Origin of the sequence: Thalassotalea sp. PS06, from assembly GCF_007197775.1 — a bacterium.
Lineage (GTDB): Bacteria > Pseudomonadota > Gammaproteobacteria > Enterobacterales > Alteromonadaceae > Thalassotalea_A.
Genome location: NZ_CP041638.1, coordinates 3,684,992 through 3,706,376 on the forward strand (window position 1 = coordinate 3,684,992; position 21,385 = coordinate 3,706,376).

A 21,385-nucleotide genomic window follows, 5' to 3' on the forward strand; every position below is an offset into this window, starting at 1 on the left:
AAATTGAGAAAGAAGCACCTAATGATAGACCTTTTTTCAGGATGTGGTGGATTATCTTATGGCTTTGAACAGGCAGGATTTGACTGCGTAATTGGTGTTGACCATGATGAAGCTGCTCTTGAAACCTTTGGCCACAATCATCCTCACGCTATACCAATGAAGCTCGACCTTTCAGAAGACGACAGCATAAAAGAAATTGTTAAGGCCTTAGGAAATACAAAAATAAACTTAATTGTAGGCGGCCCCCCTTGCCAGGGTTTTTCTTTGACAGGACCACGCAATGAGGATGATTCACGCAACAAGCTTTTTTATTCGATATTCAAACTGGCAAAACGTTTAAGTCCTGAATTTTTAGTAATTGAAAATGTCCCGGGAATAGCCAATCTCTACGGTGGTCGCGCACGCAACGCCATTATTGAAGAGTTTGAAAAACTAAATTATGTAACTCACGAAAAGCTACTCTATGCTCCGGATTATGGCATACCTCAAATTAGAAAACGGATGTTCTATGTTGGCGTGAAGAGATCTTATAGTTTCAGTTTTCCTGAACCAACTCACGATTCTAAGAGCTATGTTTCTTGTGAGCAAGCTATCGGTGACCTTCCATGCTTCAAATCAGACTTAGGAAGCGAAATAGCAGAATACACAACTAAGCCTACAACTGATTATCAGAAACAAATGAGGGACGGTTCAAATGAACTGTTCAATCATGTCGGTACTAAACATACGGATCATGTAGTATCAGTTATCCAACAAGTTCCTGAAGGAGGAAACCACAAGGATCTTCCGCCAGGAGTAGGGGAATCAAGAAAGTTTAATGAGGCCTGGACTCGCTATCATAGCAAAAAGCCGTCAAGAACGATTGATACGGGCCATCGTAACCATTTCCACTATAAATATGACAGAGTTCCAACGGTACGGGAAAATGCTCGACTGCAATCATTTCCTGATAAATTTCAATTTTTAGGTTCGAAAACACAACAATATAAGCAGGTCGGAAACGCTGTTCCTCCTTTATTAGGGTTTCATTTAGGAAAGGTTATTTTAGATTTGTTGGAAGAATAATATGCTTAATACAATTGACCTGTTCGCCGGATGTGGCGGTTTGACAGAAGGGTTTAAACAATCTGGCGGATATAAAATGCTAGCTGCTGTGGAGTGGGATAAAGATGCTCACAGTACTCTGCAAAACCGTTTAGCAACGGCTTATGGTTATGAAAACCCAGAAGATTGTTGCATTCTTTTTGACATACGAGAAACTCAGCAACTAATCAATGGAATCAAGTCTAAATGCTACCCTGTACATCCTGGGCTTGATGGAATAATTAAAAAGCAAAAAGTTGACGTAATAATTGGCGGCCCTCCATGTCAGGCATATTCAGTGGCAGGACGCATTCGTGATGCAAATGGGATGCATGATGATTACAGAAATTTTCTTTTTGAATCATATATGAAAGTCGTAGATCACTATCAACCTGACGCTTTTATATTTGAAAATGTCCCTGGAATGTTAAGCGCAGCGCCAGGAGGCATATCCATAACAGATAGAATTACAGAGACCTTCAATAATAGTGGTTATATTATATCTGGCAAACTTAAAGAGCAGGCTTTGTTCGATACATCAGAGTTTGGAGTTCCACAAAAGAGAAAAAGAGTAATAATCGCAGCTTTTAGAAAGAAGTCTTTTTCTGATGCACTGAAGAAGGTTGATCTATTCTATAGATATTTAAACGAACAGAAATCTGACAAAGTCATGACTGTCGAATCAGCATTTAAAGGGCTACCTAAGTTATATCCTTTGTCTTCGCCAGATACGCGTAAGTCACATCAACAAGTAAAACCAACTAACAATATAGTCAGTGATCACAACCCTCGATTTCACAACCAAAGGGATATTGAAATATTTAGATTATTAGCAGAAGATATTGAAACAAAAAAGTATAAATATACGTCATCCACAGCACTTCAGCAGCTATACACGGAAAGAACCGGAAAATCATCTTCAGTTCACAAGTATCACGTTTTAAGAACTGATTCTCCTAGCAATACAATACCTGCACACTTATACAAGGATGGATTGCGGCATATACATCCAGATTCACGCCAAGCAAGAAGCATTACCGTTAGGGAAGCTGCAAGATTGCAGTCCTTTCCAGACGATTTCGAATTTCTCGGCTCAAACGGCTCTAAGTACAAAATGATAGGCAATGCTGTGCCACCTAATTTCGCAAAAAAAATCAGTCTGGCCTTAGCAAAATCTCTCCAGGAATAGCGCGTACTTTTAAAATAACTAACAAAAAGATAATATAAATATCTCGTTCCACGTTATGGAGTAAGTGAGCAAATACTGAAAAATACGCTAGAGATAGAATGCACAATAGAAAACGGACAGATTTGGATAGCTACAAATTAAAAAATGCGAGTTAATATAAAATTTACACTAACTCCATTGATAATGATATTAATAAAAACAATGATTTATTTGGCACTCGCTGAGGGGCTAAATGTGAACTAACAGATAATAATCTTTCTTACAAGAACCGTTATTGTCATGACGCTGTCCAGATAAAGGCTTTCTCTTCCGTTAGATCTTGTTGTGCAATGAATGGCATCGCTATCAGTAAAAATATTCATTGGTTATGTGATCGTAATTATTTCAGAATAGAAAAATTCTGGGGAGTGCCAAATTCACCCAGATGCTCGTATGAATGTTAAAAGGAATTATATGTGCTCAAAAGTTTATTTTCCAAATTCAGTTTCAGAAAAACTTGTTAGAGGCTTCCTTGTATTTCATTCAACAGATAGTTTTAAACGATTAAAAACCAACTCTGTTAATTTATAGAGGTCATTATGTCTCAATTAGTATGGATCCACCGCTTTAACGCAAATGAATTAGGCTTGGGAAATCGAGGCCCATTTTGCTTGGTCCCAGTGGAAGCTCGAAATATATTCTTTCCTGAATTTAACTTTGAAAGTAACCCATACATAAATGAAGAAGTAACAGTTTTATTTCATGATGTGAATACAACATGCAACGCTACATATTCTAAACCTCCTTCAAAAACCGAACATAGATTATCCTTGTCGGGTTTTAGTGAATATATTGGAGATGAAACTTCGAACAAAAACATAACCCCTGGTGCTATTGGCTGTTTTTATCGAAAAGATGACGTTTTGCATTTTTCTGTAGCTCAGACTGATACAGTATACGATCAATTGTTAAAAAATTTCCCCTCAAGAGGTCGTGATAACAATCTGGTTACCAGAGTTGTTGTAAAGGACAAAGAAGCTCAAGAACCAAGAATAACATCGCAACTAAATGACAATCTCTCTCACATATTCATTCCTAAACCTTTTTTATTGTTAGCGGGCATTTCAGGTACAGGCAAAACCCGTTTTGTAAGACAGCAAGCAAATTCGCACAATCTTAATAGTAAAAATTTCTGCCTTGTTCCCGTGAGACCAGACTGGCATGAGCCATCAGATCTTCTGGGCTATATATCGAGAGTTGGTGGCAAACCGGAATATGTATCAACTAAGGTTTTACAGTTTATTATCGAGGCGTGGAAAGCTGTTGCTCCAAATTCAAACAATGATGGCATGGGTGAACTAAATTTAAATAGTGCACCATACTGGTTGTGCTTGGATGAGATGAATCTCGCCCCAGTCGAACAGTATTTTGCTGATTATCTTTCAGTACTTGAAAGTAGAGAATTTATTGATGGCAAATATAGCTGCGATCCTCTACTCGACAAGTCAGTACTAAAAACAGAAGGTGCGAATATACAGAAAGATCTCAACTTAGTTGATGATCAAAACCTGTGGGAATACTTTTATAATAACGGTATCAGTTTACCACCCAATATGATTGTTGCTGGTACGGTCAATATGGATGAAACAACGCATGGTTTTTCACGCAAGGTGATTGATCGCGCCTTATCCATAGATTTTGGTGAATTCTTTCCAAATGATTACAAAAAATACATGGAGCGGACACAGAATAAACCGAAAACTATGACCTACAGCACGAAAACTCATTTTTCCAGAACGACTTTTGAGTGCAGCGCTGATATTGATGGAAGCAAAACAGCAACGTTTCTTGATGAAGTAAATAATATACTTCGCAATACTCCATTTGAACTTGCCTACAGAGCTCTTAACGAAGCCTTGTTACACGTTGATATTTTTAAACCTGACACAGAAGAAAAACTTCAAGCTGTCTGGGATGACTTTCTAATGACTAAGGTACTGCCACGCATCGATGGCGATGATGACAAATTGCGGATCGTTCTAAACGATAAACCTGTGAATTTGCTCGATCAACTTGAAACGGTTTTATCCGATAAACTAAACCTTATTTGGAGCGAAGACAAAAAACGTATCGACCTGTTACAAATTGATGAAAATGGCTTGGAGATTGATGATATTCTTTGTCGTTCGAGAAAGAAAATAAGTTGGATGCGAAACAGGCTCGATGTTAATACATTCACCAGTTATTGGCCTTAGTTTTGACTCAACTAAGATAGAGTTTATCCATGCCTGAGCTCATCTCTATTCAGTCTGACAACTTTGATCTCATAGTCTGGTCAAAGAATATTGACGGTAGTAGAAAACGATTAGCCAAAACATTGCTAGCCAGGGGAAAACCATTACCAGCCTCCGATGTTATTGTTTCTCCTGCTATTAGCAAGGGTTCAGGAAAAGCGAAAACAGAGTTCAAATGCCAAGATGGAAAGCCCATATTTTTTGAAAACAAACAGTATGATATCGAATTCGTTTTCAATGACAAACTCAAGGACGGTTTCTCTATAAACGCCCCGAGAGTTGAACACCGATTGCGGTCTGTTGAAGACTCTTTTCATTACAGCGAGAGAACCAATTCTCTCAGGGCTACAATCAATACCGGCAATGACATTGGTTGGTTCAGATTTGATCTTGTCTATCAACTTGACGGAAAGGACAAACGCCAATCAATCTCTTTTGAAATTCATCCAACAAAAATGGATATGACTTCTGATATGCGGGTAATGAATACTGCAATAGATGAAGTTTTTCCGTTATGGCGATTTTCTCTCGCCGAAAAAACTGAACAAAAAATGCAAGCTGCTAAAAAGCCCCACCCTGATTTTCTATTACTTTGGCTGGCGCAATTTGAAAAGCTGTTTAGTGAACTGACTTATGGTCTTAAGCATATAATAAATGCGCCACATAGCCGCCTAATACCTACTGAAAAAAGCGTACGAATAGATAGGCTTAAAGGCAAGCTGTCAGCTAAGTTGGAAGAAAACATTGCGGTAGCGATTGCGGATAAACGAACCGACAAGCGTTTTTCACTAAACAAGAAAATTTTAAGTGTTGATACACCTGAAAACCGTTTTATCAAGTCAGTTGTTACCACTACTGTATCTAGACTTACAAAAATTAAAGCCGCGGCTTTTAAAAGCCAGAGTGAGCCGGAAAAGCAAAGGCTTTCCGACAGCTTTATTGGCAAGTTAGATAATTGGCAAAATACTATACATGAATACCTACAACAGCCTCTATTCAAGGAAGTGGGGAGCTTTAGAGGCTTGAGAAGAGAATCTCTGGTTTTGCAGCAGAAGTCTGGCTATGCGAAAGTTTATAAGGTTTGGCAACAATTAAAATGGTATCTGGAACTACTCGAAGGGGATAACAACCTATCATTAAGAAGTGTTGCTGAGCTATACGAGGTCTGGTGTTTTCTTGAAATTCGCAGAATCCTATTGGATCTTGAATTTATTGAAGTTGATCGTAAACATATCCCGTTAATAAACACGGGAGTTGAAGTCTCACTCAAAGATGGTTTGCAAGGTACTCTCCTGCTGAAACGAGATGACGGCATAAAAATACGTCTTGCGCATGAACCACGTTTCGGAAAAACAGGGGCTACGATTAAATCTTGGACCACAACCCAAAAACCAGATATCTATCTTGAAGCTACATTTCCCAACATGGAGAAAATTGTCTGGCTATTCGATGCCAAGTATCGCATCAACAATCCTGATGATTCCGATAACAGTGCTGATTATGTGCCGGATGATGCCATTAACCAGATGCACAGATACCGGGATGCATTGATACACATTGAAAAACAAAAAGATAACGATATAGTGCGAAAATCCAGGCCTATTTTTGGTGGCTATGCATTGTACCCAGGGTTCTACGATCAATCACTCGAACTAAACCCTTATGACACGGAGATTGAAGAAATTGGTATTGGTGCGTTCAGTCTACTGCCAACCCCAGATAATAGTGGCAGCATTTGGTTGACAAACTTTCTGAAAGAAAAGCTGAATAGAAAGCCTGCCGAATATATTAACTCCATAACGGACAAATATTATGTAGAGGAAGCCCCCAGAATCCCTTACCTAGGAACGGGTGTTTCGCGATTTAGTGATCTAGTTATAGTTGCCAACCAGCTGGGCCCGAACCGTGATCTGAAATATAAAAGCAATTTTAAAGCAGGTAACGCCGAATTTTATCATACAAAGCAATTCGCCTTTCGAAGACAAAGTATTGAACATCATATAATTCAAGAGGCACGCTATTTGGCGGTAGCTGTAGACAGCCAAAATGAAACAAGAGAGATCGAGTATATCTATCCGATTTTAAACTCAACAAAAGTAAAAAGAAGAGACATAAGTACAGAACAATCTGGCTGCAAAAATTACGCTAATCCTAATGAAATATACTGGCTATTCACATTAGGAAAAGCCCTAAAAATTAAACAGATAGTTAGCGTCTATCCAGACACAAGCTTTAAATTAAAGCTAGTCACTCTAGAAGAACTATCACGTACAACGGACTGGGGGCAACTTAACGAAAAATATCATTCCTTAGTGCGATAGCCCGATAGCTACAAATCTCCCCGAACTCAACAACCAACACACAGCAAAGATATTTAAAATAACCGTCATCCAGAAAACTAACCTAAATTCTTTCTTTTTTGATTTGTGCCTGATGAGTTGTTGAGCGATAGCAGCACCGGGCCAGCCGCCAAATAATGCAAATAAGTGCAAGGTGCTCTCTGATGTGCGCCAGCCACCATGTTGAGCTTTGTGCTTATCCCAGCCGTACATCAAAAATGTGAATATGCTTAGGCCAATGTAGATAAAAACCAGCGTTAGAGAAATGCCAGCATAGACGGAATAAAAGAACAAACAAGCTAGAAATAATAGGGCTAGGTAAATACTAAACTTACTCGTCTGCTGTGGCTGTTTCTTGATGAGCTTTTCACCGGAAAACGTAGCATCGATAGCGCAAGCTCTGCCTTTGTTATCACTAGAAAGTGTATAGGTGATGACATCGTTAATTTGCGGTGTACGTTTGCGGCATGCATTTGCGGATTGGAAATCTGATTTGTGGATAAATACGTTTTTGCCGCTCACAGTAGTCGTGGGCGCAATAAAGCCAAATCCCTTACCAGCATCCCAGCTAATTAATTTCCCTTTAGATCTCACGTTTACTTCCTTGGACTTCAAATGAATATTAGCGATGGTAATCCTATCATAAAGGCGGAGGCAGAAACTTCAACACAGTCGACGAGTCTGCAATTCCTTAGCATTAAGCGAGTTTCATGCAGACCAGTGCCTACGGGCTTCCAACTTAAAAATCAATAATACTATTGCTATCTTTTGTCATTAGAGTCATCAAACGCGGCTGCACAAATAGCTTTTCCTTCCCGGAATGAATTTCTTGAAGAACACCAATATCCGCCAATTGTTTTAAATAAATGGAAGCGGTTTGTCTTTTTGCAATATCACGCTCAACCAGGTTACTGATTCGGCAATAGGGTTGTTCAAAAATAAGCTGAACAAGTTCAAAGCTATAAATTTTAGGTAGCTGGGCCTTTATGTGATCGATTGTCCTTTCCATGAGTATTCTAATCGCGGTTATTTTTTCACAGGTCCATATTGCTGTTTGCTCCACACCTTTTAATATGAATACCAACCACGCTTCCCAATCCTGATCTTTGGTTACTTGATTCAAAAAACGATAATAGTCCTGTTTGTTATGAACAATGAAACGACTCAAATATAGAATCGGTAGCGTTAAAAGACCGCTCTCAATAAGATATAAAACATTAAGGATACGACCTGTACGGCCATTGCCGTCATAAAAAGGATGGATGGCTTCAAATTGATAATGACTAACAGCCATTTTTAAAAGTGGATCCAGGTCATCTTCATCATGCAGAAATCGCTCCCAGTTGGTTAACAAGTCACGGATAACATCCTCTCCAACTGGTGGAGTATAGATAATTTCACCTGTCGTTTGGTTGCCGATAAAAGTACCTGTTACTTTACGAATTTCCATTTCAGCATGCTTTAACGTACTGCACACCTCAATGGCAGTAGCTGTGCAAAGCGGCTTTTTTTCAAGTTGGATAAAGCCCTGATATAACGCCGTTCGGTAACGTAATGCTTCCTTGGTTGCATGATCGGCGCCTTTGTCTCCCTGCGCATACTGAAAAATCTTATCAGTGGTCGTGACAATATTTTCTATCTCCGAGCTATCTTTCGCTTCAAGCAAAGGCAGCAAGTTAATTAACATGCTTTGATTCGGGATGAGTTCCCCAGCCTTTTTTAACTCTGCTAAGGCGGCACGCGCAGAAATGCAGGCTTTTAGCACAGCTCGGGTTTCTATGACATCCAGATTTGGCGGCAAAGTGGGTAATTGGTTGTAGGGCTGCTCGGCTTTCCAAATCATGTTTAAATTCCCAGATAATATCGACATAAGCGTTGTATTGAGTCAGTGTATGTCGATTCAATCGACACATCAATCAAATATGTCGACTTTTTCACCTTTTATCGACATATTGTTTCTGTGTGTCGATATCATCAGCTTAAAATAAAGGGCAAATAAAGGGACAAGTCTTGAACCATGCGTTTACGAATGGAGCATCTTGCTTTGTCTATACCCTGTTCACAGTTAGTTAATTCTTAACGAAAAATTTCTGGGCAATCAATGTAAGCCAGGGATTCAAGCTTCTGCTTAAATCGATTATGAAACTGATATGTATAGAAAACAGGATAATTTATCCATTTCCTAGTGATACGTAAAAGAAGTTCTGCGTTACACTACTCGCCCATCTTTTTCTAAAAACCCTTTTTTCGATAACAGCCACTAAGTTAAGCCAAAAAACACTTTTATGCGCATAAAAGTGTCAAGCGTTAGCATAAATAAGCGCATGGTCGAGGCTCAATTTAAATCTCATACTTTTACGCACAGAAAAATGTTGTAACGTTCTAGTCGACTATAAAACAGTCCCTCAACAACTCTCTTTCTTCTTTGCGGATACCAGCTTGTTGAGCAAGGCTTTCCCATTTTGAGACGGCCTTTAACAATCTTTGGTGGATGGCCTTGGCTTTGCTCTCGTTCACGTGAAAATACTCCGCAACCTCAAACGCTAAGTCAGGCGAAAGTGCGTTGCTCACGTCATCAATATTAAGGTGTAAGCCAGTGGCGTATAACATTGGGTTGATATCGTAGGCGGGCGATAGCCGCCAGCCCGATGGCTCCAAAATGAATCCGTGATTTCTAAGATGATCATCACAATTTGAGACCATTATGTTAAACAACATTCTGGTCCAAAGTTGTTCAAGATCTGACTGGGTATTGGAACCGTGCTGTATTAAAAACTCTGCTAACTCTAAATAACTTGCCCCATCATCCTGACCGTCAAAGTACTCTAGTTGAGTCATCGCAGAACTAAAATGAAGTCGCTTCCCTAGTTCAACACGGTCAAACCTTTTTGTTAAAAAAATATGATGCCTGCCAATGGCTTCAACTTTGGACTCAGCCATTTCGATGCCAGATTCAATTGCCATTTGATAAACAATGAACTCCCATAAGCCAATATCGTAGTCATCGTGACGGCTAGGGAACTTAGCTAACCACAAACTGTTGTCGTGATTTCTTATTGATGCCTTTGGTCTGGCTCCGCCTAATGATGAACCCGGTGAGATCAGCATATTGAGCCATTTCAGATAATCTGGATTATCAAAATCCGGGGCTTCTTCGATTTTGTTGGCGGCTTGTTGTAGCTCGGGTAGGCTGGTTATTGCAGGTGCTGACAGCTCGTGGTTATCGTCTAAAAACGGACCTGCTGGCGATGTGCGAAAGCGCAGTGCACCCATACGAAATGAATCATGAACACCCAGTAAGTAATCCGTCTCGTATAGGCTCCTTGCTCGTCGCTTTTCCTGCCTGGCAATCACCGCTTCTCTGCGTTGCATCAACAATCGTCCCCAGCGATCAGGGCACGAGTCGAGAAATGTTTTGAAATTCTTATCGCCCTGCGCATGTTGCTCGCCAACAAATAACTTTAAAGATGGGTCAATCTGTCGAACATAGTCTGAGGCGAGCCATGCCTTGTCATAACTGAAGCTGAAATGCTCTTTGCTTCTAACTTCAGATGAACGCAATGTGCCAACCAATAAAGGATCCGTTGATTCAGTCCAATCAGCATAAACGTAGATTTCCATAATGCGACGCTCTTATTTTTTATTCAGCAATTGGATGTCTTGCAGCTTTCTTCCCAGCTCATCATCAAGGGCAACTTTGGCTAGGTCGTCCAACAAGCCGAGGACTGCTAATACATTAACGTAGTGACCGAGTGAAACAGAAGGATCACCTTTTAATATTTTCCGTAGCGTAGGTTTAGACAGCCCTGTTCTACTATGCATCATTTCTTGGGTAATGCTGCGTCGCTTCATCGCTAGCGTTAAGTTTTCGCCCAGAATGCTTAACACCTTTCTGTGTTTTGGAAAAACGACAGCGGTGCGCTTTGTTTTTGATTCGATAACACTCATAGTGAAATTATATTTTCTCTAATCTCTATTGGATGAAATTATAGTTTCATTTTTGATGTTAAGTAAAGTGGCAAATCAATGTTATTCACGAAAATAATATGAAACTAAAATTACCTTTTTATATGATTTATGAAACTATAGTTTCTTTTCATTTGAACTTAAGTGGTAAATCGCTAAGAGCTAGCGGCTGAGCGAATCAAGATCTGAACAGGTCAATTAAAATAAAGAGACAATCTTGAACCGTTATGTGCTCAATTAACATATTGCTCTTGTATAAGAGAAGAAAATATAGATTTTCTCTACAAAACCACCACACAATGTTTTGTCGACGTTCAGCACTTTTTCGGTAGAATGTTCATCATATTCAAAAAACCACTAACGTTGAATTCATGCGATTATTCTATTCCACAAGCAAAGCCCTGGATAAATGGCTTAAGGCGGATCTGCCAACATTAGAGGGTACTCAAAAAGGTAGGAATACGATTACATCGGATACCAATACGTTGAGTTGGCAACTGCATATTATCGAGAACCACTACAGATCAACGCAGAAAACCATTATAGCGACAGAGGCCTATAGCCGTTTTACGTGTTTTCTTCCGGTTTACGAACCAGTTAGCTTATCTGAGCTTCACCAACAACTATCTTTGCAATGGCAACCGCTGCTAATAGAAATGATAAGAACCAATCATTTACTTCCTAGTAGTGATGCTATCTTGCTACTGAGCAAATTGGATAACCTGCCATTTGATATTCGTTGGGCTAAAAATACCGACTTGAGTATTAATGGCCATATTACCGATGCCGCGCTGTGGGTAACGCAAACGCTGGCAGATCGAAAACTTGATACTATGCCACCAGAGCTAGCTGAAGATTTAGCTATGTATCTCAATAGTCAACAAAAGCGTATTAAACAGAGAAAAGAAAAGTTTATCCCTTTAGAAAGGCTTTTCAATTATTGTCAGAAAATCACTAACTCGATTGATAATCAAGCAATTAAAGTTAATGAAAAAATTACTCTACCGGATAACGTAATAAGGTTTAGTGACTATAAAAAGTAACCGCGCCGCAGTTGGGTTTTCTTAGATAATCTCTGGACAATCAATGTAAGGCAGGGATTTAAGCTTCTGCTTAAATCGGTTATGAAGCTGATATGTATAGAAAACAGGATAATTTATACATATCAGGCTTAAATGTATAAATTAATTAAAAATCTATACGTTCCTTGTGGAATGCATGAAAAGTTGAATTTACCGCCACTTGTAAAGCCGACAACGATACCCGCCACCCAAAGACGGGTATCGCTAAACATCATGCGGAAATATAGCTATTCAATATTCTGGATCTGCTCTCTCATCTGCTCAATCAAAACCTTAAGCTCAACCGCGGCGGCGGTGATATCGGTGTTGATGGATTTGGAGCCCAGGGTGTTCGCTTCGCGATTGAATTCCTGCATCATGAAATCCAGGCGTCGGCCTTGTGGGCCGCCTTTTTTGAGGATTTTGCTGGTTTCTTTAACGTGGGAATACAGGCGATCGATTTCTTCGTCCACATCCATTTTCTGAGCGAGTAATACCAGCTCTTGCTCTACGCGGCCGGAATCGGGTTCGATATTGGCGTCGTTAAACTTTTCAATAATGCGATCGCGTTGCCATTGGATGATTTCCGGCATTTGCTTTTTCACAGATTCGGCCTGAGCGGTAATACCTTCCAGGCGTTCGATGATAAGCGCTGCCATGTTTTTACCTTCGCTGGCCCGAGCGGCTTTAAAATCTTCCAGGGCTTTATCAAAACCAGCTAAAAGCTCAGACGAGATGGTATCCATATCGGTTTCTTCGGCTTCCATCACCCCTGGCCATTTCATAATATCGACGGGATTTAACTGCTTTACATCGGCCATATCCATTAGGGCTTTGGCGTGCGCCACGAGCTGTTCGGCCATTTTGGTATTTAAAGTTAGATTGCTTTTTGCTGCCGGATTAGCGGTAAAACGCAGGCTACATTCTACTTTGCCGCGATTTAGCTGTTTGCGAAAACGCTCACGTAAAATCGGTTCTAGTGAGCGGAACTGCTCAGGCATGCGGAAAAAGGTTTCAAGAAAACGTTGGTTTACCGAGCGGATTTCCCAAACGGCATTGCCCCAATCGCCCTTAATTTCATTACGGGCAAAGGCGGTCATACTATGGATCATGGACTGTCCTTTAATAAATTTAGCTAGTTTATGTTTCGGACAATCGGCACTGTTATCTATTGTGGTGCCAATTGCTGAGCAAAGTATGCAACAGGAAAGGCGAAGATGAAAGTATAAAGGTGGGAGAAGGGGAGGATGGGCTAAGGTGGAAGAAAAAGCGAAAAGCATTGGTACGTATCGTAAACGATACTCCGGGTATGTGACACAAAACGTCACTGCGAGTACATAATCAAAGATTATTCCGGGAACGCGACAAACAACGTCGCTCCGAGTTAAAAGCAAAAGCTACCGTCACGTCATATTCGGGTTAATAAAGATCTTAATTCATGAGGTCTTGGCTTTGATTTCCAGTCGTGGCTGGAAATGACGGGGAGGCAGCAGTGCTTTACCTAAACTTCGCCATTAGCTCGTTTTCGAGTGATTACTGCACTGATAATGTCTTCGGGAGAGCGAGAACTAAAACCGCCTTGCTCCGCTTTAATAAGCTCTTTTCTGATATTTTCAACTTCACTGGTCTGCATTTTCTCTTTCCTGATCAAACCCGTAACAACTCACCGCCACTGGCGTAATTACCAATTAACAAGATGGATTTTTACTTAACTTTTTCAAAAGAAAGAATTAAGTAAAAAAGCATCAGGCGTTACTTAATTCCTCTTCAATATGCTTTGCTACACGGAATGCATTAGCGTAAATCGTGTAGGTATATGGCACGCTACCTCCGGTTGGCATGAACGAACCGTCGGTTACATAAAGGTTTTTCACTTCGTGGGCGCAACAATTTTTATCTAAAACTGAGGTATTTGGATCGTTACCAAAGCGGCAACCACCGGCCTGCAAATTCGGCGGTGGATAACTGCTTACCGAGGAATATACATTGGTAGCGCCCATAGCTTTTAATACATTTTCGGCTTTTGCCGCCAGATATTCACCCACTTTGAGATCGTGTTGATGGGCACCAATTCGAACCTTAGCTACCGGGTCGCCCCATTTGTCGGTTACCTCATTATCCAGCTCAACAAAACAATCATCGGTTGGCAGCCAATCGTTGAATACTTCAAAGCGCAATGTCTGGCCGTAATTAAAGGCATTTAATAACCGTTCTTTTAGGGCATCGCCCCAAACCAGATTGTCATCTTCATCCCATTGTTCGCCACTGGCTTTGGCAATGGCATTTTGATGGAACAGAAAATCTATGGTTCCGCCTTTGGATCGGTCACCAAAATCCTTATCGTCGATTTCGTAAAAATCCTGCACCGCGCGGTTAATAAACGGACCACGAACCCGCAATAACTGCTCTTGCTCTTTACTAACCTCATCAAACATGAAATCGCCACGGCCGGTGCCGCCGGCAGAAAAGATGATGTTTTTCCCGACCTGGCCATGGTTATTGGCAAGGCCGTTAGGGAAGGCTTCGGATTTCGAGGCCAATAATAAGCGCGAAGTTTCAATCGCCTGACAGGCGACGATGTATTTACGGGCATTGATGGTTTTCTTGCGACCATTACGATCGTAGTAATGCACGCCGGTTACAGTGGGTTCTGTGCTTGAACCCGATTCTGATTTTGGGATTTGGGAATCCAACTTAAACACTTTGGCATTAGGAATGATTTTGCAATTACCGGTTGCTACCGCATGGTTAAGCAAGGCGGCGCGGCCTGAACCTTTCGCACCGGATGAACAGCCATAGCTGGAGCAAAAGCCTGAATATTCACAGCTTCTGCGACCCATAGCAGGTTTTGATAATACTGCTCTTGGTACTGGAATCGGGTGATAGCCAATCTCAGTGGCTGCTTTATCTATCCAGGCGGAAATAGGGTGCTCCGCCGTTGGCGGAAACGGATAATCGGATTTATGGGGTTCCAAATGCGGATGTTCTACCACTTTGCCAGATACACCAACTTCCCGGTCTACCTGATCATAAAAGGGCTCCATCTCTTCATAACTGATTGGCCAGTCTTCTACGTTAGCGCCTTTGATGGCACCGAATTCCGATTTGAGGCGGAAATCTACTGGCTTTAAGCGATGAAAATAGCCGCTCATTAAATTGGATGAACCGCCAACCATAGAGCCATTCCAAAAATCCCAACCGGATTCGGCGGTCGATTCACCCTGCCAATAGGTTATCCCAGCATCGTTCTCATATTCTTCTTCGATAACATGGGGTTCGTCTTCAAGTTTTGGCGAGTAAGTGGTGCGACGACAGCAGGCAAGTTCGTCTTTGTAGAAATCTTTCTCGTCCAGCCACGGGCCTTTTTCCAGCACTACCACTTTGTAACCAGCTTTGGCCAATGTATATGCCACAGGTGAAGCGCCCGCTCCGGAGCCAACTATGCATGCATCATATTTCATTATGCCATTCCTTTTTTCTGCAATTTAGAATCCGCTACCTTGGCGGTTTTAGTACTGCCCGCTTTGTCGGATTTACTGGTATCCGTATCAGCGCTAGTCTCGCTAACATTAATGCGGGCATAAGCCGGAAGCTCGTAGTAACGCTTGCCCTTATCAGGCATTGGGAATCCTGCCTGATGACTCAGCCATTTCCAGCCTAAACCTTCTGGATTACCACCATAGGCCGCTGGCGCCAGCATGCCTTCGATCAAGTAAGTTAACAGGGTATTGATCCAGTTTTCACCGGCTCGGGATTTGGCAATAGTACGCAGGGATTTTTCTTTGTCGTCAAAACCTAAGGCGACAAAATCCTGTTGATAGGTTTGTTGGGTATAACCGTTAAGCCAGCCAACACCGTTATTGATAAAGGTTTTCTCATCTTTATCAATTGGTTGGTGTTCAACCACATTCACCAAATATTCCAGAATCTTCAGCTCTTTGGCGCCAGGGCCTTTTTCCGAATTTGGCAACAAATGTTCAAGCACGCTGTTAAGGGTTTGCCAGGGTTCTTGGTTTAAATTTGGAGAAGCGTCGGGATCAGATTCGCCGTCGGCAGCCATGGCCAATGATACCGGTGCGGATGCCGCGGCTGATGCCAGCGCCGCTGACTTTAAAAACTGTCGTCTGGAAAGGCGCGCCTGAATGGCTTGCGGCACCTTAATGTCCGTATTCAAAAAGTGTTGGTTCGCCATGAATTCGTATCCTTTTAGATAGTTGACCTACTTTCCTTGACCAGAAGAGCCGGCTTCAGTGTCTTGGTTTGCCTGCAGACTGATATTGGCGTCGTTATTTGCCGACTGCCAACGCTCGATAAACGTCATCCATGCTTTTTGGGAATAGTTGCCATCATCAAGAAACTCCGCGGTATCTTTAGACAAAATCACTTTGCCCTGGCCAGTGGATACATACATATGTGGATAACCAAGCACCGGAGGTAACCCCGCCATAAAGTCCGCATTCTCATTACTGTCGCTGACATTGACTTTTAACAGTACAAAGTTTTCATGCAGCTCTTTGTAGATGCCAGGGTTGTTTTCTAAAAACGCGTCCAGTTTATGACACCAGGTACACCAGTTACCGCCAATCTCAATTAACACATTGCGTTGGGTGTGTCCGGCCAGTGCAATCGCCGCGACCGCATCGGCGAAAGGGTCGCGTTGATCATCATAGATTTTTGAATACAGAGGCAAGGTTTCGGCAATCTGTGCGGTTTGCGGATCTTTGGGTTCAACCGTGGTGACAGTGCCGCCACTTTTCTTTTCTGGATTAGCGATACCAGGAGTGTTCTGGCTCTCTAAATCCTGAGAGTCGGCTTCTTCGGCAATGCTGACATTGAACAGGGTGCTGCTTGCCAGCAGCAAGGTTGCGGTTACTAATTGCCATCCCGGCACGGCTTTTACATTCATCACTTGGCAGACTTTCTCTTAACGTCGGTTACTGAACAGCCTTATCCATTGCGAGCAGTGAATTTACTAACTGTTTAGTTATTAAAGGGTTATGTAGAAGACCACATTAACTCTAACTATATTTCATTATAGGATGCCATACCACTTCCTCACGGTATCTCACTAACAAGCCTGTAACAATCCGCTAACAGAATGAATTTATAACATTTCTTCAGCGCATTTGAATGGCCATAAAAGGCAATTAAGCCATTGAAAATCTATTATCTTTGTCTTCAAGAGACTATAATGCACATCAAATTTTGCCCACACTATTTAGGAATGAATTATGCGCCCTAGCGGAAGAACTGCCGGACAAATCCGGCCTGTGACCATCACCCGTCAATTTACCTGTCATGCGGAAGGCTCAGTGTTGATTGAATTTGGTGATACCAAAGTGATTTGTACGGCCACGGTTGAAGAGGGTGTGCCTCGTTTCCTTAAAGGTCAGGGTAAAGGCTGGGTTACTGCTGAATACGGTATGTTGCCACGTTCAACCCATTCAAGAATGCGCCGTGAAGCCGCTAGCGGCAAACAAAGCGGTCGTACCCTGGAAATCTCTCGCTTAATCGCTCGCGCATTACGTGCCGCGGTTGATTTGAACGCTCTGGGTGAGAACACTATCACCGTTGATTGTGATGTTATCCAGGCCGATGGTGGCACCCGCACCGCATCAATTACCGGTGCTTGTGTGGCACTAGTCGATGCTTTGAACCATCTGCGTAGCAAAGGTTTAATCAAAACCAATCCACTTAAGCATATGATTGCCGCCGTATCGGTTGGTATCTACAAAGGTACACCGGTATCGGATTTGGATTACCCAGAAGATTCGGAAGCGGAAACCGATATGAACGTGGTAATGACTGACACGGGCAAGCTGATTGAAGTGCAGGGCACAGCCGAAGAAGAGCCGTTCAGCTTTGATGAAATGAACGACATGATGCAATTGGCCAAAGCCAGCATTATGGAATTGTTTGAAGCGCAGAAAACCGCGCTTATCTAAATTATTTAGGGTTATCTGGCCTCGAAAATCGAGACCTGACTATATGTATTACCGAGCAGGTTCCTTCTCGCTGAAACCTGCTCCATTTCCGAAAAACTGGAATAGACAATGAAAGATTATCAACGCGAATTTATCGAATTTGCCCTGGAAAAAAACGTGTTACGCTTTGGCGAATTCACTCTGAAATCAGGCCGCACCAGCCCATATTTCTTTAACGCTGGTTTATTCAATACCGGTCGTGATTTGGCGCGATTAGGTCGTTTTTACGCAGCAGCACTTGCAGATAGCGGTATCGATTACGACTTACTTTTTGGCCCGGCTTATAAAGGTATCCCAATCGCCACTACTACGGCGGTAGCCTTAGCGGACCATCACGATATCGACGTGCCATATTGCTTTAACCGTAAGGAAGCAAAAACCCACGGCGAAGGCGGCAATCTGGTAGGTAGCGAGCTAAAAGGCAAAGTTATGCTGGTTGATGATGTGATCACTGCAGGTACTGCAATTCGTGAATCGATGGAAATCATCAAGGCTAATGGCGCTGATCTAAGCGGTGTATTGATTGCATTGGATCGTCAGGAAAAAGGTAAAGGTGAGCTAAGTGCGATTCAGGAAGTTGAGCGTGATTTCGGCACGGCTGTAGTGGCTATCGTAAGCTTGACGGATGTTATCAGCTTCCTTGCTGAGAAGCCGGAAATGAAAGAGCATTTAGAAGGGGTTAAAGCGTATCGAGCGCAATACGGTATCGCATAAGGCGCTGATACTAACTAAGGTGGGACGATAGTCTGACCTGAGTTACTCGTCGAGAATATCGTCAGCTGACAGAACCTTCTCGCTGTCAGGTTCAAGGTTTTGACCATGGATGGTCAGTATGCCGAAAATGCAAGGAGCAATTTTCGGTGACAACGAAAAGCCTTAAATTTAGGTTTCTGAAAAAAAGCTCCTATCAGGAGCTTTTTTTGTTTTGGCCTTTCTTCACCTCGTCATACCGGGGACGCCCGGTATCCACACTCGTCATCCTCATGAAAATGGGGATCTCTGGCTTGAGATTCCGGATCGGAGTCCGGAATGACGGAGAGGACGCTAATTCGGTGCTTTGGTCTTTCTTCACCTCGTCATACCGGGGTCGCCCGGTATCTGCTCTCAATTTTGAGATTCCGGATCGGAGTCCGGAATGACGGGGATAAGCTGGTTTCGGTGCTTAGGCTAAAATCACCACCTCGTCATACCGGGGACGCCCGGTATCTGCTGTTGAATTTGAGGTTCTGGATTGGAGTCAGGAATGACGGGCTAGGTTAGTCAATTATTGAGCCTGCCATGGGTTTAATAACTCTATTCCCATGTGCTGGAAGTCCTTTGTATTTCTTGTCACTAATGTCATTCCATGTACCTGTGCTGTTGCACCAATCATAGCGTCACGTTCTGATTTTGGATTTGGTACGTGAAATTTCGCACACTGCAATGCAACGCTGGTATCTAGTGGTAAAATTCTATCTGAAAATGCAGTAAGAACATGTGAATTTAGCCAAGTGCGAAGCATTGTTCCTTGCGCTGGATCTTTTCGTTCTTTCAATAAAACTCCCATTTCAATTTCTAAAATTGAAACGGCCGAAACAAATAATGTACCAACAGATTGTTTCGTCGCCCAGTTCACTAAATTTACGTCAGCCTTATTGGCCGAGGCCTTACGTAATTCTGAGATCACATTAGTATCCAACAAATACATCAGTCCAGATCCGCCGCTTTTACCGATGACGCATCAAGTTTCGGAACTTCAAAATCGATATCTTGTCCCTTCGGCATCGATAGAAGATCAACAATGGATTCCGCAGTTTTTGTCATTTCCTCGTATTGCTCAATTGAAATTAATACATGAGAAACTTTACCTCGCTCAGTAATTTGAACTGGCGAACTGAGAGCAGCTCTTTTAGCTGCAGTGGGATCCTGATTGAACTCCCGGCTAGTTACTGTTTGAATCGCCATAATGCCTCCAAGCGATTAGTTTGTAGTTACAATACTACATTATAATCAGTGTTAGGAAAAATGGTTATTTTTCTATGTATTTGGCTTTGATTCCCTGTCGTGGCAGGGAATGACGGTGATAAGGGGGCGGTATTTAGGCTGAATTCACCTCGTCATACCGGGGTCGCCCGGTATCTTCTCTTGATTTTGAGATTCCGGATCGGAGTCCGGAATGACCGTACTAGTTACAGAGTCGCTGTTACTACATTCTTCGAGCAACGTTTTTCGTTGCGTCCTGCTGTCTGCCGTCTTGTACTAATTTTCGTTGCGTCCTGCTGTCTGCCGTCTTGTGATAATTTTCGTTGCGCTCCGCTATCTGTCGTCTGCCGCCTGTTGTCCGTCATCTGTTTCCGGACGCTGCAGAGCGGCGTTTGGAAACGACTTAATATAAACATCATGCTTGGAGTATGGGATTTCGATACCCAGTTCGTTAAACTTCTTGTAAATCGCGGTATTGATCTGATCCAGAATTCGGCCACGAAATGCCGGTTCTTCAATCCAACCCATGACTTCAAACTCAAGGCCGGACGGGCCAAAGGTACGAAAGCGAACTATAGGCTCCGGGAAGGTATTAATTTCAGGCTCGTCTTGAGCCACTTCGGTTAACACTTCACGCACCTGATCAACATCACTGCCATAAGCCACACTCACCTGGGCGCGAATTCGATAGTTAGTACTCGGGCCACCAGATTCATTAATAACTTTGGTATTTCCCATTACCGAGTTAGGGATCGTCACTTCAATATTATCTCGGGTTAATAACCGGGTACTGCGTAAGCCGATATTGGTAACTTCGCCACGTTCTCCGGTTTCAAGCACCACGTAATCATGAATTTTATAAGGGGCATCGGCCATAATAAATACCCCGGAAAAGAGGTTTGCCAGGGTATCTTTAGCAGCAAAACCGACGGCAATACCGATAATACCCGCACTGGCCAGCCAAGCGGTCATATCAATGTGCCAGGAAGATAAGATGTAGTAGATGGAAACGCCTAGGATTACCAGCAATGCCAGATTTTCAAACAGAGGCAATGTCTGCGGATGGAGAATGTGGAAATAGCGATCATTCTTCGCAATTTGTCGCAACCCTATGCGGGTAAAGCGAATAAGAAATACCGTCCACAACATTAACAACAGGGTATAGTAAGCAGGAAAGAGTATATTGGTGACGCTTTCGGGAATGTCGATCACACCGGTCGCAACAATAAGGCCGACAATAACGATACTGTAGAAAACCGGGGTATGTAGTAGCTCAACCAGTCGGTCATCAATTTTAGCTTCAGTGCTGTCGGTAAACCTTTTAACCCAGGCCAGAAAAAATTTATTGATTATCCAGGCTGCTATCCAAAAGCTCAATACCATCAAAGAGGCATGTAGTAACGGATAATCGGTTACTACACTCAGATAATGTTTAAGTGTTTCTATCCATTGTTGCTGCATATCAATTTCCTTGTTACTGAGAGTCACTTCTGACTCACCGAAGAAACCGGCTCAGAAAGATACCACA

At 42.3% G+C, this 21,385-nt stretch carries 19 protein-coding genes; 7 read left to right on the forward strand and 12 right to left on the reverse strand.

The genetic code is table 11. The features are described 5' to 3' along the window. Positions 1–3 precede the first annotated feature (3 nt). The 4 genes from FNC98_RS16305 (at position 4) to FNC98_RS16320 (ending at position 6,866) form a co-directional block, all read left to right on the forward strand. The gene (locus FNC98_RS16305) at positions 4–1,065 is read left to right on the forward strand and encodes a DNA cytosine methyltransferase (protein WP_221932900.1); all 1,062 of its coding nucleotides are present in this window, start codon (positions 4–6) and stop codon (positions 1,063–1,065) included. Between the two features lies 1 nt (position 1,066). Beyond that, positions 1,067–2,272 (forward strand): DNA cytosine methyltransferase, encoded by a 1,206-nt coding sequence (locus FNC98_RS16310; protein WP_144035318.1) that lies wholly within the window; start codon positions 1,067–1,069, stop codon positions 2,270–2,272. Positions 2,273–2,850: 578 nt separating this feature from the next. Continuing rightward, positions 2,851–4,506: an McrB family protein gene (locus tag FNC98_RS16315; RefSeq protein WP_221932901.1), complete on the forward strand. Its 1,656-nt coding sequence runs from the start codon at positions 2,851–2,853 to the stop codon at positions 4,504–4,506. Between the two features lie 29 nt (positions 4,507–4,535). Beyond that, positions 4,536–6,866 (forward strand): DUF2357 domain-containing protein, encoded by a 2,331-nt coding sequence (locus tag FNC98_RS16320; RefSeq protein ID WP_144035319.1) that lies wholly within the window; start codon positions 4,536–4,538, stop codon positions 6,864–6,866. Here the strand turns inward: FNC98_RS16320 and FNC98_RS16325 are convergent. The 4 genes from FNC98_RS16325 to FNC98_RS16340 all read right to left on the reverse strand — a co-directional run bounded on the left by FNC98_RS16325 (position 6,855) and on the right by FNC98_RS16340 (position 10,772). Beyond that, a complete protein-coding gene (locus FNC98_RS16325; RefSeq protein WP_144035320.1) occupies positions 6,855–7,478 on the reverse strand; it encodes a DUF1294 domain-containing protein in 624 nt (207 codons plus the stop codon). The genes FNC98_RS16320 and FNC98_RS16325 overlap by 12 nt on opposite strands. A 145-nt stretch (positions 7,479–7,623) precedes the next feature. Continuing rightward, entirely contained in the window at positions 7,624–8,727 is a 1,104-nt protein-coding gene (gene fic, locus FNC98_RS16330; protein WP_144035321.1) for a protein adenylyltransferase Fic, read from the reverse strand. Between the two features lie 539 nt (positions 8,728–9,266). Then, a complete protein-coding gene (locus FNC98_RS16335) occupies positions 9,267–10,505 on the reverse strand; it encodes a type II toxin-antitoxin system HipA family toxin (RefSeq protein ID WP_144035322.1) in 1,239 nt (412 codons plus the stop codon). Positions 10,506–10,517: 12 nt separating this feature from the next. Continuing rightward, a complete protein-coding gene (locus FNC98_RS16340; protein WP_409574587.1) occupies positions 10,518–10,772 on the reverse strand; it encodes a helix-turn-helix domain-containing protein in 255 nt (84 codons plus the stop codon). A 449-nt stretch (positions 10,773–11,221) separates the two neighbouring features. On the opposite strand from FNC98_RS16340, the gene FNC98_RS16345 reads away from it, so the two are divergent. Beyond that, positions 11,222–11,893, forward strand: coding sequence for an amino acid adenylation (locus tag FNC98_RS16345; protein WP_144035324.1), 672 nt, complete (start codon positions 11,222–11,224; stop codon positions 11,891–11,893). 266 nt (positions 11,894–12,159) lie between these two features. On the opposite strand, the gene FNC98_RS16350 is transcribed toward FNC98_RS16345, so the two are convergent. The 5 genes from FNC98_RS16350 to FNC98_RS16370 form a co-directional block, all read right to left on the reverse strand. Beyond that, positions 12,160–13,023 carry a YicC/YloC family endoribonuclease gene (locus tag FNC98_RS16350; RefSeq protein WP_144035325.1) on the reverse strand — a complete coding sequence of 288 codons (864 nt, stop codon included), beginning with the start codon at positions 13,021–13,023 and terminating at the stop codon, positions 12,160–12,162. Between the two features lie 389 nt (positions 13,024–13,412). Further along, positions 13,413–13,544, reverse strand: coding sequence for a hypothetical protein (locus tag FNC98_RS16355; protein WP_260680386.1), 132 nt, complete (start codon positions 13,542–13,544; stop codon positions 13,413–13,415). Positions 13,545–13,656: 112 nt separating this feature from the next. Next, a complete protein-coding gene (locus FNC98_RS16360) occupies positions 13,657–15,372 on the reverse strand; it encodes a GMC family oxidoreductase (protein ID WP_144035326.1) in 1,716 nt (571 codons plus the stop codon). Beyond that, positions 15,372–16,103, reverse strand: coding sequence for a gluconate 2-dehydrogenase subunit 3 family protein (locus tag FNC98_RS16365; protein WP_144035327.1), 732 nt, complete (start codon positions 16,101–16,103; stop codon positions 15,372–15,374). Before FNC98_RS16365 ends, FNC98_RS16360 begins: the two co-directional genes overlap by 1 nt. 27 nt (positions 16,104–16,130) lie before the next feature. Then, the gene (locus FNC98_RS16370) at positions 16,131–16,817 is read right to left on the reverse strand and encodes a thioredoxin family protein (RefSeq protein ID WP_144035619.1); all 687 of its coding nucleotides are present in this window, start codon (positions 16,815–16,817) and stop codon (positions 16,131–16,133) included. 325 nt (positions 16,818–17,142) lie between these two features. Between FNC98_RS16370 and rph the strand changes: the two genes are divergently transcribed. Then, a complete protein-coding gene (rph, locus tag FNC98_RS16375) occupies positions 17,143–17,856 on the forward strand; it encodes a ribonuclease PH (RefSeq protein WP_144035328.1) in 714 nt (237 codons plus the stop codon). Positions 17,857–17,964: 108 nt separating this feature from the next. Next, positions 17,965–18,609, forward strand: coding sequence for an orotate phosphoribosyltransferase (gene pyrE, locus FNC98_RS16380; RefSeq protein ID WP_144035329.1), 645 nt, complete (start codon positions 17,965–17,967; stop codon positions 18,607–18,609). A gap of 550 nt (positions 18,610–19,159) precedes the next feature. Here pyrE and FNC98_RS16385 read toward each other — a convergent pair. The 3 genes from FNC98_RS16385 to FNC98_RS16395 form a co-directional block, all read right to left on the reverse strand. Beyond that, the gene (locus FNC98_RS16385) at positions 19,160–19,582 is read right to left on the reverse strand and encodes a type II toxin-antitoxin system VapC family toxin (protein ID WP_144035330.1); all 423 of its coding nucleotides are present in this window, start codon (positions 19,580–19,582) and stop codon (positions 19,160–19,162) included. After that, positions 19,582–19,839 carry a type II toxin-antitoxin system Phd/YefM family antitoxin gene (locus tag FNC98_RS16390; protein WP_185968008.1) on the reverse strand — a complete coding sequence of 86 codons (258 nt, stop codon included), beginning with the start codon at positions 19,837–19,839 and terminating at the stop codon, positions 19,582–19,584. The genes FNC98_RS16385 and FNC98_RS16390 overlap by 1 nt, the downstream gene beginning before the upstream one ends. Positions 19,840–20,190: 351 nt before the next feature. Then, entirely contained in the window at positions 20,191–21,318 is a 1,128-nt protein-coding gene (locus FNC98_RS16395) for a mechanosensitive ion channel family protein (protein WP_144035332.1), read from the reverse strand. Positions 21,319–21,385 lie beyond the last annotated feature (67 nt).